This is a genomic window from Pseudomonas sp. MBLB4123 (genome assembly GCF_051904775.1).
In the GTDB taxonomy this organism is placed as follows: domain Bacteria; phylum Pseudomonadota; class Gammaproteobacteria; order Pseudomonadales; family Pseudomonadaceae; genus Aquipseudomonas; species Aquipseudomonas benzenivorans_B.
Genome location: NZ_CP196711.1, coordinates 1,144,956 through 1,159,207, shown reverse-complemented (window position 1 = coordinate 1,159,207; position 14,252 = coordinate 1,144,956). Strand labels below are relative to the sequence as shown.

Annotated in this window: 11 protein-coding genes; 6 read left to right on the top strand and 5 right to left on the bottom strand. The window is 67.7% G+C overall.

Going from position 1 to position 14,252, the window contains the following annotated elements; genetic code table 11:
- Positions 1-61: 61 nt before the first annotated feature.
- The 3 genes from ACSX1C_RS05580 to ACSX1C_RS05570 form a co-directional block, all read right to left on the bottom strand.
- Positions 62-3,730 (bottom strand): translocation/assembly module TamB domain-containing protein, encoded by a 3,669-nt coding sequence (locus ACSX1C_RS05580; protein WP_439888593.1) that lies wholly within the window; start codon positions 3,728-3,730, stop codon positions 62-64.
- Positions 3,727-5,454 carry an autotransporter assembly complex protein TamA gene (locus ACSX1C_RS05575; RefSeq protein WP_439888592.1) on the bottom strand — a complete coding sequence of 576 codons (1,728 nt, stop codon included), beginning with the start codon at positions 5,452-5,454 and terminating at the stop codon, positions 3,727-3,729. The genes ACSX1C_RS05580 and ACSX1C_RS05575 overlap by 4 nt, the downstream gene beginning before the upstream one ends.
- Before the next feature lie 81 nt (positions 5,455-5,535).
- Positions 5,536-6,177 (bottom strand): GNAT family N-acetyltransferase, encoded by a 642-nt coding sequence (locus ACSX1C_RS05570; protein ID WP_439888591.1) that lies wholly within the window; start codon positions 6,175-6,177, stop codon positions 5,536-5,538.
- Positions 6,178-6,322: 145 nt separating this feature from the next.
- Between ACSX1C_RS05570 and xthA the strand changes: the two genes are divergently transcribed.
- The 4 genes from xthA (at position 6,323) to ACSX1C_RS05550 (ending at position 9,997) form a co-directional block, all read left to right on the top strand.
- Positions 6,323-7,135 (top strand): exodeoxyribonuclease III, encoded by an 813-nt coding sequence (gene xthA, locus ACSX1C_RS05565; RefSeq protein WP_439888590.1) that lies wholly within the window; start codon positions 6,323-6,325, stop codon positions 7,133-7,135.
- Positions 7,136-7,284: 149 nt separating this feature from the next.
- Positions 7,285-8,667 (top strand): substrate-binding domain-containing protein, encoded by a 1,383-nt coding sequence (locus ACSX1C_RS05560; protein ID WP_439888589.1) that lies wholly within the window; start codon positions 7,285-7,287, stop codon positions 8,665-8,667.
- A 170-nt stretch (positions 8,668-8,837) separates the two neighbouring features.
- Positions 8,838-9,833, top strand: a complete 996-nt coding sequence (locus tag ACSX1C_RS05555; RefSeq protein WP_439888588.1) for a TerC family protein — start codon at positions 8,838-8,840, stop codon at positions 9,831-9,833.
- The gene (locus ACSX1C_RS05550) at positions 9,830-9,997 is read left to right on the top strand and encodes a hypothetical protein (protein WP_439888587.1); all 168 of its coding nucleotides are present in this window, start codon (positions 9,830-9,832) and stop codon (positions 9,995-9,997) included. The genes ACSX1C_RS05555 and ACSX1C_RS05550 overlap by 4 nt, the downstream gene beginning before the upstream one ends.
- 67 nt (positions 9,998-10,064) lie before the next feature.
- On the opposite strand, the gene ACSX1C_RS05545 is transcribed toward ACSX1C_RS05550, so the two are convergent.
- On the bottom strand, positions 10,065-11,294 hold the full coding sequence (locus tag ACSX1C_RS05545) for an acyl-CoA dehydrogenase (RefSeq protein WP_439888586.1): 1,230 nt from the start codon (positions 11,292-11,294) through the stop codon (positions 10,065-10,067).
- A 157-nt stretch (positions 11,295-11,451) separates the two neighbouring features.
- On the opposite strand from ACSX1C_RS05545, the gene ACSX1C_RS05540 reads away from it, so the two are divergent.
- The gene (locus ACSX1C_RS05540) at positions 11,452-12,384 is read left to right on the top strand and encodes a LysR family transcriptional regulator (protein WP_439888585.1); all 933 of its coding nucleotides are present in this window, start codon (positions 11,452-11,454) and stop codon (positions 12,382-12,384) included.
- Positions 12,385-12,403: 19 nt separating this feature from the next.
- Here ACSX1C_RS05540 and ACSX1C_RS05535 read toward each other — a convergent pair whose 3' ends face one another.
- Complete coding sequence (locus tag ACSX1C_RS05535) at positions 12,404-12,892, bottom strand: gluconokinase (RefSeq protein WP_439888584.1); 489 nt, start codon at positions 12,890-12,892, stop codon at positions 12,404-12,406.
- Between the two features lie 78 nt (positions 12,893-12,970).
- On the opposite strand from ACSX1C_RS05535, the gene ACSX1C_RS05530 reads away from it, so the two are divergent.
- Positions 12,971-14,206, top strand: coding sequence for an HD-GYP domain-containing protein (locus ACSX1C_RS05530; RefSeq protein ID WP_439888583.1), 1,236 nt, complete (start codon positions 12,971-12,973; stop codon positions 14,204-14,206).
- The last annotated feature ends 46 nt before the right edge of the window (positions 14,207-14,252 follow it).

The window sequence follows — 14,252 nt, the reverse complement described above, 5'->3', positions numbered from 1 at the left end:
TCACTTTAGTCCAGCGCAGCCGATGCAGCTTCAGGACGACGTGCCGTTGGCCAGGACGAGACTAGAAGTCGCGGCGGTAGAACAGGTCCAGGGAGCTGGCCAGGCCGCTGGCGGCCTCCAGGTACAGGCGCTTGCTCAACTGGTAGCGCAGCGCCAGGGTATTGGCCGGCTCGAACACGCCGACGCCGTAACGCAGGCTCAGGCGCTCGGACAGATTGCCGCTGGCCACCACGCTGGTGGTCACCCCGCTGCCCTCGCTGTCGAGCTGGAAGTCCTCGATGCCCAGACGCTGGGCCAGGCCGCCGGTCAGCGAGGCGCTGCTGGCCAGCCCCATGGCCAGGGCCGCCTGGGCCAGCAGGTTGTTGTCGCCACTGCCCTGCCCCTGTGGCCGGCCGAGCACCAGGTAGGACAGGGCCTGCTCCTGGCTCATCGCCGGCTCGGAAAACACCTCGCTCCTGGGTTGCTCGGCGCGGCCGCTCAGACGCAGACCGGCGACCACCTGATCGACCCGACGGATCGCCTCGATGTCGAGGAACGGCTGGTCGATGGGGCCGGCGAACAGCAGGCGTGCGCGGCGAATGGTCAGGCGCTGGCCATAGGCACGGAAGCGTCCGTTGTTGAGGTTCAGTTCGCCGCGGGTGTCGAGGTCGTCGCCGATGTGCACACGTCCGGCCAGATCGGCCTTGAGGCCGAAACCGGAGAAGCTCAGGCGGTCCTGGCCGACCTCCACGTCGATATCCATGGCGATGGCCGGCGCCCGGGCCGGCGGGCTGTCCTGACCGACTATCACGGCGTCATCCGACAGCTGCACGGTGGACGGCGGCAGCTCGCGTATCTGGATCTTGCCGCGGGGTATCGCCACCTTGCCGCTCAGGGCCAGTTGATCCGCTGCCAGGCTCAATCGCAGATCCGGCTCGACCTCCAGCTCCGCATAGGGTTCGACGCTGACCGGCAGGCGGCTGCCACGCACGCGCAGCTGCCCCTGCAGGCCGCCGGCCCAGGTCAGCTCGCCGGACAACTCGCCGCGACCCTGCTCGCCGCTGCGCCAACCGCCGTCCAGCTGCAGGCGTTCGCCGGCGATATTCGCCTGCAGCTGCAGGTCGCGGAAGTTGCTCGGCAGCTCGCCGCCGCCGATCTCACCATCGCGCAGCTGCACACGGCCATCGATCCGCGGCGCCAGCAGCTCGCCGCCCAGGCTGCCGCTGCCCTCCAGGCGTCCGGCCAGCTGTTCGACCCTTGGCACGAAGGGCCGGGCCAGGGCCAGGTCCAGGCCGCTCAGGCGGAAACTGCCGCTCAGCGGCTTGCGCGCCGAACGCGGATCGAGCGTGGCCTGCAGCGACAGTTCGCCGAGCTTCGGTCCACGCAGCGCGAGCCGCGTGTCGATGCCCGCCGGACGCAATTGGCCGTCCAGGCGCAGCTCGTCGTAGCCGAACGTCAGCCACTGTTCCTGATCGCGGATGCGCCAACTGCCGCGCCCGGCATCGACCGTGACCCGACCGCGGGGCCCGTTGGGCGGCAAGTCGAGGGCGATCTCGGCATCCAGCTGCCCCTGCCAGGCGAAATCCTTGGGCAGCCAGGGGCTCAGGCTGTCGAGGGGGAAGTCGGCCAGGCGATAGCGAATCTGCGGCTCGGGCAGCAGACGTTGCGCCTCGCCGCACAGGCTGGCCGGGCCGGAACGCCAGCAATGGGCGCCCAGTTCGAGTCGGCCATCGGCCCGGCGCAGCAGGCCGGCCGGCTGCTGCAGGTGCCAGTCCTGGCCGCCGCTGTGCACCTCGCCGCTGCGCAACCGGCCGCGCCAGGCGCCGTCACGCAGCTCGCCGGCCACATCCAGGGCGCTGCGCAGCAACGGCCCCTCGAGCTGCACCTGCAGCTGTTGGCGTCGCGCATCGCCGCGCCCCGTCGCGCTCAGGCGGCCCAGTTCGGTCTTCCCCAGGGCAATGCCATCGGCCTGCAGTTCGATCCGGGCCTGCTGTGTGGCGTCGAGCCGGGCATCCAACTCAAGGCGCTGTACGCGCCGCTCGGCAACGGCCAGGCGCCGGCCTTGAGCCCGCAGCCGGCCTTGTGGGGCCTGCAGGCTGCCGGCCAGGTCCAGCTGCCCCTCGAGCTGGCCTTGTAGCTGCGGCCACAACTGGCCGAGGCGCGGCAGCGCCAGTTGTAACTGTCCACTGAGGCGTTCCTGCAACGTGCCGCTGCCCTGTATGCGGTTGTCGCCCAGGCGCAGGTCGATCCGGTGCAGCGTCCAGTGTTCGCCGGCCCCGCTGGCCTGGGCCTGCAGGCGCGCCGGCTGGCCGCGCAGGCGACCGTCGAGGTCGACGTCCGCCTCCAGACGCAGACGTCCCTGCTGCAACTCGCCGCTGCTGTTCAGGGGGCCGGCGAGCCGTCCGGGCAGCTCGGCCAGCCAGTAGGCCGGATCGAGGTCGCTCAACTGCAGCCGTGCGTCCCAGCGCAGGCCCTCGGCGAAGCCCAGGCTGAGCTGGCCTGTGGCGCGACCTTGGCCGGCCTGAAGTCGCAGATCGGGGAGGAACAACTGCCGCAGGTCGCCACTGAGCGGGCTCTGCAGGCTGAAGTCGCCGGCCGGCCCCTGCAGCTGGGCATCGAAGTGGCCGAGGTAGTGGCCGCCCTGGTAGGCCAGCTCACCCCGTAGCTGGCGCAGGCTCACCGGCAGCTCTTCGACCTCCGGCAGCAGGCGCCGCCAGGGGAAGTCCTGCCAGTGGAAACGACTGTCGAGGCTCAGCGCCTCCTGCCAGTCGATCCGGCCGCTGAGTTGCAGATGTTGCTCGGGCCCGGCTTCCATGCTCAGCTTGGCCACCTCGGCGCCCTGCAGGTCGACCCGCCCCTGCAGGGCCAGGGCCAGCGCACCGCCCTCCCCCGGCAGTTCGGCCGTGCCCTGGACCCGGTAACCGCTGGCCAGGTCGCCAGCGGCGCTGAGCTCGACCTTGTCCAGGCGCAGGGTCGGCGGCAGCTCGCCGCTGGCCATGAAGCCATCGGCGATCAGCCGGGCGGTCGCCGGCAGGTTCTCGGCCAGCGGTTGCACCTCGCCGCTCAGACGCCCCTGCAGATAGCCACTGCTGTCGGCGCTCAGGCGCAGACTGCCGAGCAGGTCGCCATCCACCTCCAGGGCCAGTTGCCAGTCGTGCTTATCGGGCGCCGGCAGCTGCAGACGTCCGCTGGCGCTGAGCGGCCAAGCCCCGTGCGGCCGCAGGCGGCCCTGCAGCTCGAGGCGCAGTTCGCCCCGCTGCACCCGCAGACTGTCGATCCGCAGCCCCTCGGCCTGCCAGTGCGCCGACAACTGCAGGCCGTGCAACTGCTCATCGTCATCGATCAGCAGGCTGCCGATGCGCAGTTCGCCCAGTTCCACGGCCAGGGGCCATTGCAGATCCGGCAGGCCTAAGGGTTGGGCATCGGGCTCCGTGCTCGGGGCGCTCTGCAGTTCGACCCGCTCGGCCTGCAGACGCGCGACGCACAGGGTCAGACGCCACAGGCAGCGCGGCGACCACTCCAGTAGCGGCGCCTGCACCACCAGGTGATCGTCGTCCTGATGCCAGGCCAGACGCTCGGCCTGCCAACGGCCGCCCAGGCGGCCCTCGAAACCCTCGACCTTCAGCCCCGGCACCCTCTCCAGCGCCCAGCGGCTGCCGCCGCTCGTGCCGAGCAGCAGCCACAGGGCCAGCGCTACCAGGGCGATGACGCCGAGCAGCGCATAGGCGCCGTAGCGCAGACCGCGTCTCACAGCTCGGGCCCCATGGAGAAGTGCAGGCGCACGCCGCCCTGGTCATCCAGCGGGTGAGCCAGGTCCAGGCGCAGCGGGCCGACCGGCGACACCCAGCGCAGACCGAACCCCACCGCGCTCTTCAGGCTGGGCAGTTCCAGGGCGTTGAAGCTGTTGCCCTGGTCGACGAAGGTCGCCAGCCGCCAGCGCTCGGTCAGACCGTACTGGTACTCGGCACTGACCGCGAACAGGTAGCGGCCGCCGATCTTGTCGCCCTGGGCATTTTCCGGCGACAGGCTCTGGTAGTCGTAACCGCGCACGCTCTGGTCGCCGCCGGCGAAGAAGCGCAGCGACGGCGGCACCCCCTTGAAGCCGCCGGATTCGGTGGCGCCGAGCTGCACCCGGCCGAGCAGGCGGTGCTTGTCCGCCAGGGTGGTGAGGCCCTTGAGCAGTACGGTGCCGTGGATGACGTCGGCATCCGCAAGCAGCCCCTGCTTGGCCCCCGCCAGATCGAACTGCAGGCGATAGCCCCGATTGGGGTCCAGCTGATTGTCGCTGTGCAGGTAGGCGTAACTGATGCCGGGCATCAACAGGGTACTGAGGCCGGAGTCATCGCCCAGGCGATACTCCTCGCGCTGCCATTTCAGCGAGATGACCCGTTGCCAGCCGCTGTCCAGCCGGCTGTGCCACTCGGGGCCGATGGTCAGCAGGCGGCTGAGGCTGTCGGTGTCGGCCAGCTCCTCGTACTGGTAGCCGCCGGCGTAGCGCAGCTTGTCGGTCAGCGGCGGATCGCGGGGCACGTCGTACCACAGGCCGACGTTCTGCCGCGGCTGCGACAGCTCCAGCTCGGCACCGTAGCTGTGACCTTTGCGGTTCGCATAGTGGCGTGTCCAGTTGGCCCGCCCACGCACCCCGACATCGGTGGAGACGCCCAGGCCCAGGCCCAGGCTGCGCGGCTTGCGCACCTGCAACTGGACCTCGACCGGGATGGCCTGCTGCACGGCGGTGGCCGGGTCGGCATCGACCCGCACCGTTTCGAAATAGCCGCTGGCGCGCATCGACTGATACAGCTCGGCGATCAGCTCCGAGTCGTAGGGGCTGTCGGCCTCGAACGGCACCATGCGCCGCAGCAGCTCCTCGTCGAACGGCGCGTCGCCGCTGAATCGCACCGCCCCCAGGCGGTAACGCGGGCCGCTGTCGTAGACCAGGGCGATATCGGCCACCCCGGCGTCCGGGTCGATGCGCAGCTGCTGCTGGGTGAAGCGTCCGGCGAAGAAGCCGTAACGCGAGGCCTGGTTCTGGATCTGCCGCTTGGCGGCGTCGTAGCGGCCATGGTTGAGCACCGCGCCGCTGCGCAGCTGGGCATCGCCGGGCACGCGGAAGGCTTGTAGCTGGCTGGCCGGCCCCTCGACCCTGAGGACCACCTCGCGCAAGCGCACCGGCTCGCCGGGATCGACTTCGATGATCAGGCGGTGCGGCTCTCCGGCGACCACCTCGCTGGCGATCCGCGCCCGGTAATAGCCCAGTGCCTGAACGGCCTTGCGCGCCTGGGCCTCGGCCACCCGGCGAAAGCGCTGCAGGGACTCCGGATCACGCTTGCCGAGGCTGCCGATGTGCCCCTCGATGTTGCTCTTCAGGGCCTTGTTGGCCGGCTGCACCCGCACCTCCAGCCGCGCCTCGGCGAGGATGGTGGCACTGAGCAACAGCAGCGCCAGGCCGGCGCAGAGCTTTTCGAGGATGGTCATGGGAGCGATGCTAGCACGCGCCGCGCCCCTGGCCAGAGCCTCCGGACGCTAGTTGCGAGGCGGCACCGCGCACGCGCCGAATCAGGCGCTGGCCTTGACCGCGGGCTGCGGATTGGGATGGAAAAACACGTGCTCGACTATGGGGCCGACCGCCACCTGGCCGACCTCCTGGTAGCCCTGGCGCTTGTAGAAGTCCAGGTAGTGCTCGTCGCCGGTGTCCAGCACCACGCCCTGGGAACTGCCATCCTCCGCGCACCAGTTGTGCAGCGCCTCGAGCAGCTGCTCGCCGTAGTGCTGGCCCTGGAACTCAGGGTGGATGCCGAGCAGCGGCAACTGGTGATAGGTACCCGGCGGCAGGCAGGCCAGTACGGCATCGTGGTACTCCAGGTAGCGCCGGGTGCAGCGAAAGCCGGTGGTCAGCAGCATGCGCATGCGCCAGCCCCAGCTTTCGGTGATGTCCAGGCGCCGCTGGGGCGGCGCGATCAGCGCCATGCCGATCAGCCGGTCGTCGATCAGCAGGCCCAGGGCCGGCAGGTCCTCGCTGAAATGCTGCTGCACCAGCTCGCGCACCGTGGCCCTTACGCGCTGGTCATAGCCCGTGCGACCGGCCTCGAACAGGTAGGCGAAGGTGGGTTCGTGACGGTAGGCGTGGTACAGCAGCGAGCGGGCCTCGCGGGCATAGCCGCCATCGAGCTGGCGAATCTCGGCTGGACTGTTGGGCATGGGCGCGACCTCTTCCTATTGGATTGCGTGGCCTTGGGCCACGTTAGCACCGCAGCCCCGCGCCCGCTAGGCGACTGGCCCCGGCCCCCGGGGATCGGCTAGCATCCCAGGCCTTCCAGACAACTGTCCCAGGATCTGCCGCCCCATGAAGATCGTCTCCTTCAACATCAACGGCCTGCGTGCGCGCCCCCATCAACTGGCGGCGCTGATCGACAAGCACCAGCCGGACGTGATCGGCCTGCAGGAAACCAAGGTCGCCGACGAGCAATTCCCCGAGGCGGAGATCCGCCAGCTCGGCTACCACGTGCACTACCACGGGCAGAAGGGCCACTACGGCGTCGCCCTGCTCTCGCGCCAGGCCCCGCTGGAGCTGCACAAGGGGTTTCCCGGTGACGCCGAGGATGCCCAGCGGCGCTTCATCTACGGCACCTTCGCCGATGCCCAGGGCAATCCGGTGACGGTGATGAACGGCTACTTCCCCCAGGGCGAAAACCGCGACCACCCGCTCAAGTTCCCCGCCAAGCAGCGCTTCTACGCCGACCTGCAGCAGCTGCTGCGCAGCCGCTTCCAGCCGCAGCAGGCGCTGGTGGTGATGGGCGATATCAACATCTCGCCGGAGGATTGCGACATCGGCATCGGCGAGCCGAACCGCCTGCGCTGGCTCAAGACCGGCAAGTGCAGCTTCCTGCCGGAGGAGCGGCAGTGGCTGGCCGAGCTGAAGGACTGGGGCCTGGTGGACAGCTTCCGCCGCCTCAATCCGCAGGTGAACGACCGCTTCAGCTGGTTCGACTACCGCAGCCGCGGCTTCGAGGACGAGCCCAAGCGCGGCCTGCGCATCGACGTGATCCTCGCCTCCCTGGCCCTGCAGGAGCGGATCGAGGACGCCGGCATCGACTACGAACTGCGCGGCATGGAGAAGCCCTCGGACCACGCGCCGATCTGGCTGGAGCTGAGCTGAGCCGAGCCGATTGCCGAGTCCCGGCAATCGGCGAGCTTGCCGGGAGGCCTCGTCCTAGAGCATCCGCGCGCACGCAGCTGTCATATTTCGGTCATCTTTCTGTCTTATCGTCACGGCATCCTCATCCACCCATAGAAGGTGTCTGCAGCATGCCGCGCGCCCTGCAAGATCGTGATCGCCAACCCCGGAACCTGAACGCAGCCCTGCTGTTGCTAGGTTTCATCGGCTCGCTCCTGTCCGGGCCGGTCTCCGCCGCCCTGCCGACTCCCGCCGACGGCAGCAGCGTGCTGCGCATCCAGGGCTCCAATACCATAGGCGCGAAGCTCGGACCGGCGCTGGCCAAGGGGCTGCTCGAACAGCAAGGCGTCGACGCCATCGACGTGCGGCCGGGCAAGGCGGAGAATGAGCAGCGGATCGTCGGCACCACCGACCAGGGCCGCAGCGTGATCATCGAGGTGGCGGCCCACGGCTCCAGCACCGGCTTCGCCGCCCTGCACAGCGGCAGCGCCGATCTGGCGGCCTCCTCGCGGCCAATCAAGGCCGGCGAGGTCGCCGCCCTGGCGGCCCTCGGCGACATGAGGAGCCGGGACGCCGAGCAGGTCATCGCCATCGACGGCCTGGCGATCATCCTGCATCCAAGCAACCCCATCGAGGCGCTGCGCATCGATCAGCTGGCCCAGGTGTTCGCCGGCGAGATCGCCGACTGGGCGCAGCTCGGTGGGCGCCCGGGGCCGATCAACCTGTACGCCCGGGACGACAACTCCGGCACCTACGACACCTTCAAGGAGCTGGTACTGGCCGCCAATGGCAAGAACCTGGCCGCCGGCGCCCGCCGCTTCGAATCCAGCGAGCGCCTCTCCGACCTGGTCAGCCGGGATACCCAGGGCATCGGCTTCATCGGCCTGCCCTACATTCGCCAGGCCAAGGCCCTGGCCGTCGCCGCCGGGGATTCCCTGGCCATGCCGCCGAGCGAGACGCTGATCGCCACCGAGGACTACCCCCTGTCGCGACGGTTGTTCCTGTACAACCAGCCGGCGCTGGACAATCCCTGGGCCAAGGCCCTGATCCGCTTCGCCCATAGCCCGCGCGGACAGGCCATAGTGGCGCAGAACGGCTTCATCGCGCAGACCGTGCAGGCCGTGCAGGTCAAGCCCGACCCGGCCATGCCGGCGGCCTACCAGGACCTGGCCAGGGACGCCCAGCGGCTGTCGGTGAACTTCCGCTTCCAGGAGGGCAGCGCCAGCCTGGACAACAAGACCGGGCGGGATTTCGCCCGGGTGCTGACCTTCCTCAAGGAGCAGGACAAGCTGCGCCACAAGGTGGTGCTGGTCGGGTTCGGCGACCCCAAGTCCGATCCGGCCCGGGCCGAGCTGCTGTCCAAGCTGCGAGCCATGGCGGTGCGCCGCGAACTGGCGAAGCAGGGCGTGATCTTCCGCGACATCATCGGCCTGGGCGACGAGTTGCCGGTGGCCGTCAACGATACCGACGAAGGGCGGATCAAGAATCGCCGGGTCGAAGTCTGGGTGTACTGAGCCCGCTTGCACCCCAGGCCGGCATCGTCGGCGGCCTGGGATTTGCCTTGGGGGGTATTCGGCTCTAGCCTTACTCCCAGTGATACCGGGCCCCTCTGGCGGTGAATGTTCACCGTGATGTCGGCGTCACCAAGTTGGTTCTCAACTTAGGCGGACATCAGGGAGGGCCTATGACCGCACTGGACAGCCTCCTCACCCTCTCCTTTCTCGGCACCCCCGGCTGGTTCTGGCTGGCTTTCGCCGCCATCGTCGTCGCCCTGCTGGTGCTGGACCTGGGGGTGCTGCACCGCGAGCAGCATGAAATCGAGATGCGCGAGAGCCTGCTGCTCTACAGCGGCTACTTCAGCGTGGGCATGGCGTTCGGCGCCTGGATCTGGTGGCAGCTGGGGGCGACCAAGGCACTGGAGTTCTACACCGGTCTGCTGGTCGAGCAGTCGCTGTCGATGGACAACGTCTTCGTCATGGCGGTGATCCTCGCCTACTTCGACATTCCCCGTCGCTACCAACACCGGGTGCTGTTTTGGGGCATCCTCGGGGTGGTGCTGCTACGGGCGCTGATGATCGGCCTGGGCACCGCCCTGATACAGCGTTTCGACTGGGTGCTCTACCTGTTCGGCGCCTTCCTGCTGCTGACCGGGGTGAAGATGCTGTTTACCCGCGAGGAGCGGCATCCGGACCTGGCGCGCAACCCGCTGCTGAACTTCCTGCGCCGGCACCTGCGGGTCACCGACGAGCTGCATGGCGGGCGCTTTCTGGTGCGCCTGCCGGAGCCCGGCGGCGGCAGACCCCGGCTGCATGCCACGCCGCTGCTGCTGGCCCTGGTGCTGATCGAGCTGGCCGACCTGGTGTTCGCCGTGGACAGCGTGCCGGCGGTGTTCGCCATCAGCCAGGACCCCTTTATCGTCTACACCTCGAACATCTTCGCGATTCTCGGCCTGCGCGCGCTGTATTTCGCCCTGGCCTCGCTGATGCACCGCTTCGTCTACCTGAAATACGCTCTGGCACTGGTGCTGATCTTCATCGGCGGCAAGATTTTCCTGCACGATCTGCTCGGCCCCGTGCCGGCGCTGCTGTCGCTTGGCGTAACCCTGGGGTTGCTGAGCGGCGGCGTGGTGCTGTCGCTGCTCAAGACCCGCACACACACCCAGGACCGTCACAGCAGTTGACGCTCCCCCAGGTCAGTATCCATACCACCGTGCAAGGGTGCTGCGGCCGGCGCGCCCTGAACGCCCATGAGGAGCTGGCGGCCCGCACCTTCGCCGCGCAACCGCATCTGCGCCTGCGCTGGCTGCAGCAGGCCCGCGACGACAGCGACGACCCGCGGCCCTGAGAAACGAGCCAAATGCCCGGGGCTCACACCATGGCGGGCCCAGGCCATTCAATCGGCGTGCCCGCCGTCAGCGCGTGGCCTTCATCGCCTCGCGGGACATGTACTTGCCGATCTCGAACTTGCCGATCGCCGCGCGGTGCACCTCGTCCGGGCCGTCGGCCAGGCGCAGGGTGCGCTGCATGGCGTACCAGTAGGCCAGCGGGAAGTCGTTGGAGACCCCGGCGCCGCCGTGGATCTGGATGGCCCGGTCGATCACCCTGAGTGCCACATTCGGCGCCACCACCTTGATCTGGGCGATCTCGCTGGCGGCGACCTTGTTGCCCACGGTGTCCATCATGTAGGCGGCGTTGAGGGTCAGCAGGCGCGCCATGTTGATCTCCATGCGCGAGTCGGCGACCAGATCGATATTGCCGCCCAGGCGCGCCAGAGGCTTGCCGAAGGCGGTGCGCTCGATGGCGCGCTCGCACATGAGCTTGAGGGCGCGCTCGGCCATGCCGATCGAGCGCATGCAGTGGTGGATACGGCCCGGACCCAGGCGACCCTGGGCGATCTCGAAGCCGCGCCCTTCGCCGAGAATGACGTTCTCGTAGGGCACCCGCACGTTGTCGAACAGCACCTCGGCATGGCCGTGGGGCGCGTCGTCGTAACCGAACACCGGCAGCGGGCGCAGCACCTTGACCCCGGGCGCATCCATCGGCACCAGGATCATCGAGTGCTGCTGGTGGCGCGGCGCCTCCGGGTCGGTCAGGCCCATGAAGATCATCACCTTGCAGCGCGGATCGCAGGCGCCCGAGGTCCACCACTTGCGGCCGTTGATCAGCCACTCGTCGCCCTGGCGCACGGCGGTGGCCTCCATGTTGGTGGCGTCGCTCGAGGCCACGCCCGGCTCGGTCATGGCGAAGGCCGAGCGGATCTCGCCGCTGAGCAAGGGCTCCAGCCACTGCTGCTTCTGCGCCTCGCTGCCGTAGCGCACCAGCACCTCCATGTTGCCGGTGTCCGGCGCGGCGCAGTTGAAGGGCTCCGGGCCGATCAGCGAGCTGCCCATGATCTCGGCAAGAGGCGCGTATTCGGTGTTGCTCAGGCCGGCGCCCAGCTCGGACTCGGGCAGGAACAGGTTCCACAGGCCCTCGGACTTGGCCTTGGCCTTGAGCTCTTCCATGATCGCGGTCGGCTGCCAGCGATCGCCCTCGGCCACCTGCTGCTCGAACACGGCTTCGGCCGGATAGACATAGGCCTCCATGAACGCCGTCACGCGTTCACGCAGTTCCTGGACCTTGGGGGAGTAGGCGAAATCCATGGGGCTACCTTCTGACGGGATTTGAGTGAGGTCTTGGCGACATGGGAAGGATGCTAGAACAGGGCTTTTGATTTATCTAAGCTATTTTCGTCGTGTATAAACATTCATCACCGATATATGATCCGGCGAACCGGACCAGCCGCGGAGCCCGCTCGCAATGAATCTGAACAAGGTCGACCTCAACCTCTTCGTCGTCTTCGATGCCATCTACAGCGAGGCCAACCTGACCCGCGCCGGGCAGATCGTCGGCATCACCCAGCCGGCGGTATCCAACGCCCTGGCGCGCCTGCGTGAGACCTTCAACGACCCGCTGTTCGTGCGCACCGCCCAGGGCATGGTACCCACGCCCATGGCGCAGAACATCATCGGCCCGGTGCGCAGCGCCCTGCAGCAGCTGCGCATCTCGGTGCAGGAGAGCCGCACCTTCAACCCGGCCCAGGCGAACAAGACCTACCGCATCAGCATGACCGACCTGACCGAGGCGGTCATCCTGCCACCGCTGTTCCAGCGCCTGCGTCGCCTGGCGCCGCAACTGGTGATCGAGAGCATGCTGGCCAAGCGTCGCGAGACCACCAAGGAGCTGGCCGCCGGCCGCCTGGACTTCGCCGTGGACGCGCCCCTGAATACCGATCCCCAGGTGCGCCACGTCAAGCTGATGGAGGATCGCTATGTCTGCGCTTTACGCCAGGGCCACCCCTTGGCCAAGGACAAGCTCAGCCTGGACGAGTACCTGTCCCTGACCCATATCCACATTTCCAGTCGCCGCAGCGGCCTGGGCTACATCGACCTGGCCCTGGGCAAGATGGGCATCCAGCGCAAGATCGCCCTGCGCTCGCAGCACTACCTGATGGCCAGCACCGTGATGCAGCAGACCGACATGGCCATGACCGTGCCGGAGCGCTTCGCCCGGCGCAACGGCTTGCACCATGTGGAGTTGCCGGTCAGCGACGTACCGACCCTGGAAACCCACCTGTACTGGCATGAGAGCACCGACCAGGACCCGGCCAACCGCTGGATGCGCGAGCAGATCATCGAGATTTGCCAGCAGGTCGCGGCCCAGGAGAGGAAGCTCGACCAGGCCAGCGCCTGACGCCTGCGATCCCCCGCGCCTAGCCGCGCTCGCACAGCCAGGCGCAGAGCTGCCGGCGCAGCGCGCCCCTGCTGAGAGTGGCATCCATAAGCAGCACCCCGGGTTCGCCGCTGGGGTCTTCGAGGCTGGCGAACTGGCTGTCGAGCAGCCTGCTCGGCATAAAGTGGCCGACACGGGCATCGACCCGCCGCCGGGCGCTGGCCGGGTCGATACTCAAGTGGGCGAAGCGCAGTCCAGGCACCGCGGCACGCAGGCGTTGCCGGTAGCGGCGCTTGAGCGCCGAACAGGCCAGCACCACCCCTTCGCCGGCCGCCTGGGCGGACAGCAAGCCATGGACCAGGGCATCCAGCCAAGGGCCGCGCTCGGCATCGCCCAGGGGGATGCCGGCGCGCATTCGCTCGATATTCTGCGGGGAATGGAACAGATCGCCCTCGAGGTAGCGCCAGCCGAGTGCGCGGGCCACGGCCCGACCGAGCGCGCTCTTGCCCGAGCCCTGTGAGGGAATCACTTGAGGTACAGGCCATTGCTCCGACCTATAATCGCTTGAGGCCATTGGCTAGCATCGCAGTCCGCTCACGGAGAAATCATGAACACACCTTCGCTGCCACACACCCTCGAGGTGGCGGTAGATGACCTAAGCATCGGTATGTACGTGGCGGCCCTGGATCGCCCCTGGACTGAGACGCCCTTCCTCTTCCAAGGCTTCCTTATTCGCGAGCAGCAGGAACTGCGGCAACTGCGGGAGCACTGCCGGTCGGTCTGGGTCGACGCCAGACAGTCCACCGGCGATGGTGTCCGGCATCTGGCTAGGCAGCCAGATGCCGCGGCGCGGCAGGCGGCTATAGCCAAGGTCAAGTTCGACAATCGCCTGCAGCAGGCACTCCCCATCTGGCAGGACGCCCGCGACACATCCCTGCGCATCCTCAATGCAGTCAGGTTCGGCCAGAATCTCGACATCGCCACGGTCAAGGGCGTGGTCAAGACGTGCGTGGAGCATATCCTGGAAAGTCCTGCGGCGATGCTCTGGCTGGCACGAATCAAAAACAGCGATGAGTACACCGCCGAGCATTGTCTGCGCGTCGGTATCCTTTCGATCGCCCTGGGGCGCGAGTTGGGCCTGAGCCCCCTGGAACTCGAACAAGTGGGTATCTGCGGCATGCTCCACGATGTGGGCAAGCTCAAGGTGCCCGACGAGATATTGAACAAGCCGGGCAAACTGACCCACGAAGAGTTCAGGGTAATGCAACTGCACGCGGTCGAAGGACGCAAGCTGCTATTGGCCAATGGACAGGTGCCGCCTGCCGCGGTCGACGTTGCCTATGCTCATCATGAGCGAATGGATGGGGCGGGCTATCCTCGAGGGCTGAAAGCGAGTCAGATCCCCTACTTCGCCAAGATAATCGCGGTGGTCGACGCCTATGACGCCATCAATAGCGACCGGGTTTACAGCAAGGGTCGCTCCACGATGGAGGCGCTACGCATCCTCTTCGATGCGGCCAACTCCCAGTTCGACGAAGAGATAGTCCTCGCCTTCATCCGCATGATCGGAATATTCCCGCCGGGCGAGATTGTCGAGCTCACCACGGGCGAAGTAGCCATTATCACCGCATGCTCGCCCGAGCATAAACTCAAGCCCCGTCTTCTTCTGGTACTCGATGGCAATAAACAGCCCTGCAAACCCAAGATCCTCGACCTGTTGAGCAACCCCACCGATCAGAACGGCCTGCCCTATCGAATCGGCACCGTGCACCCGACCGGCGCATTCGGCATCGATATCGAAACCTATCGCCGCGAAGGGCTCATCATCCCCGGCCATTTGTGATGCGCTGCTCATGCACTTCTTAACGGGCGGCTTCGACAGTGGAAAC

What these genes read in the sequence shown, in the direction of transcription:
- ACSX1C_RS05575 (WP_439888592.1), bottom strand. Translation starts at nt 5,454, where the DNA reads ATGACCATCCTCGAAAAGCTCTGCGCCGGCCTGGCGCTGCTGTTGCTC.
- ACSX1C_RS05570 (WP_439888591.1), bottom strand. Translation starts at nt 6,177, where the DNA reads ATGCCCAACAGTCCAGCCGAGATTCGCCAGCTCGATGGCGGCTATGCC.
- xthA (WP_439888590.1), top strand. Translation starts at nt 6,323, where the DNA reads ATGAAGATCGTCTCCTTCAACATCAACGGCCTGCGTGCGCGCCCCCAT.
- ACSX1C_RS05560 (WP_439888589.1), top strand. Translation starts at nt 7,285, where the DNA reads ATGCCGCGCGCCCTGCAAGATCGTGATCGCCAACCCCGGAACCTGAAC.
- ACSX1C_RS05555 (WP_439888588.1), top strand. Translation starts at nt 8,838, where the DNA reads ATGACCGCACTGGACAGCCTCCTCACCCTCTCCTTTCTCGGCACCCCC.
- ACSX1C_RS05545 (WP_439888586.1), bottom strand. Translation starts at nt 11,294, where the DNA reads ATGGATTTCGCCTACTCCCCCAAGGTCCAGGAACTGCGTGAACGCGTG.
- ACSX1C_RS05540 (WP_439888585.1), top strand. Translation starts at nt 11,452, where the DNA reads ATGAATCTGAACAAGGTCGACCTCAACCTCTTCGTCGTCTTCGATGCC.
- ACSX1C_RS05530 (WP_439888583.1), top strand. Translation starts at nt 12,971, where the DNA reads ATGAACACACCTTCGCTGCCACACACCCTCGAGGTGGCGGTAGATGAC.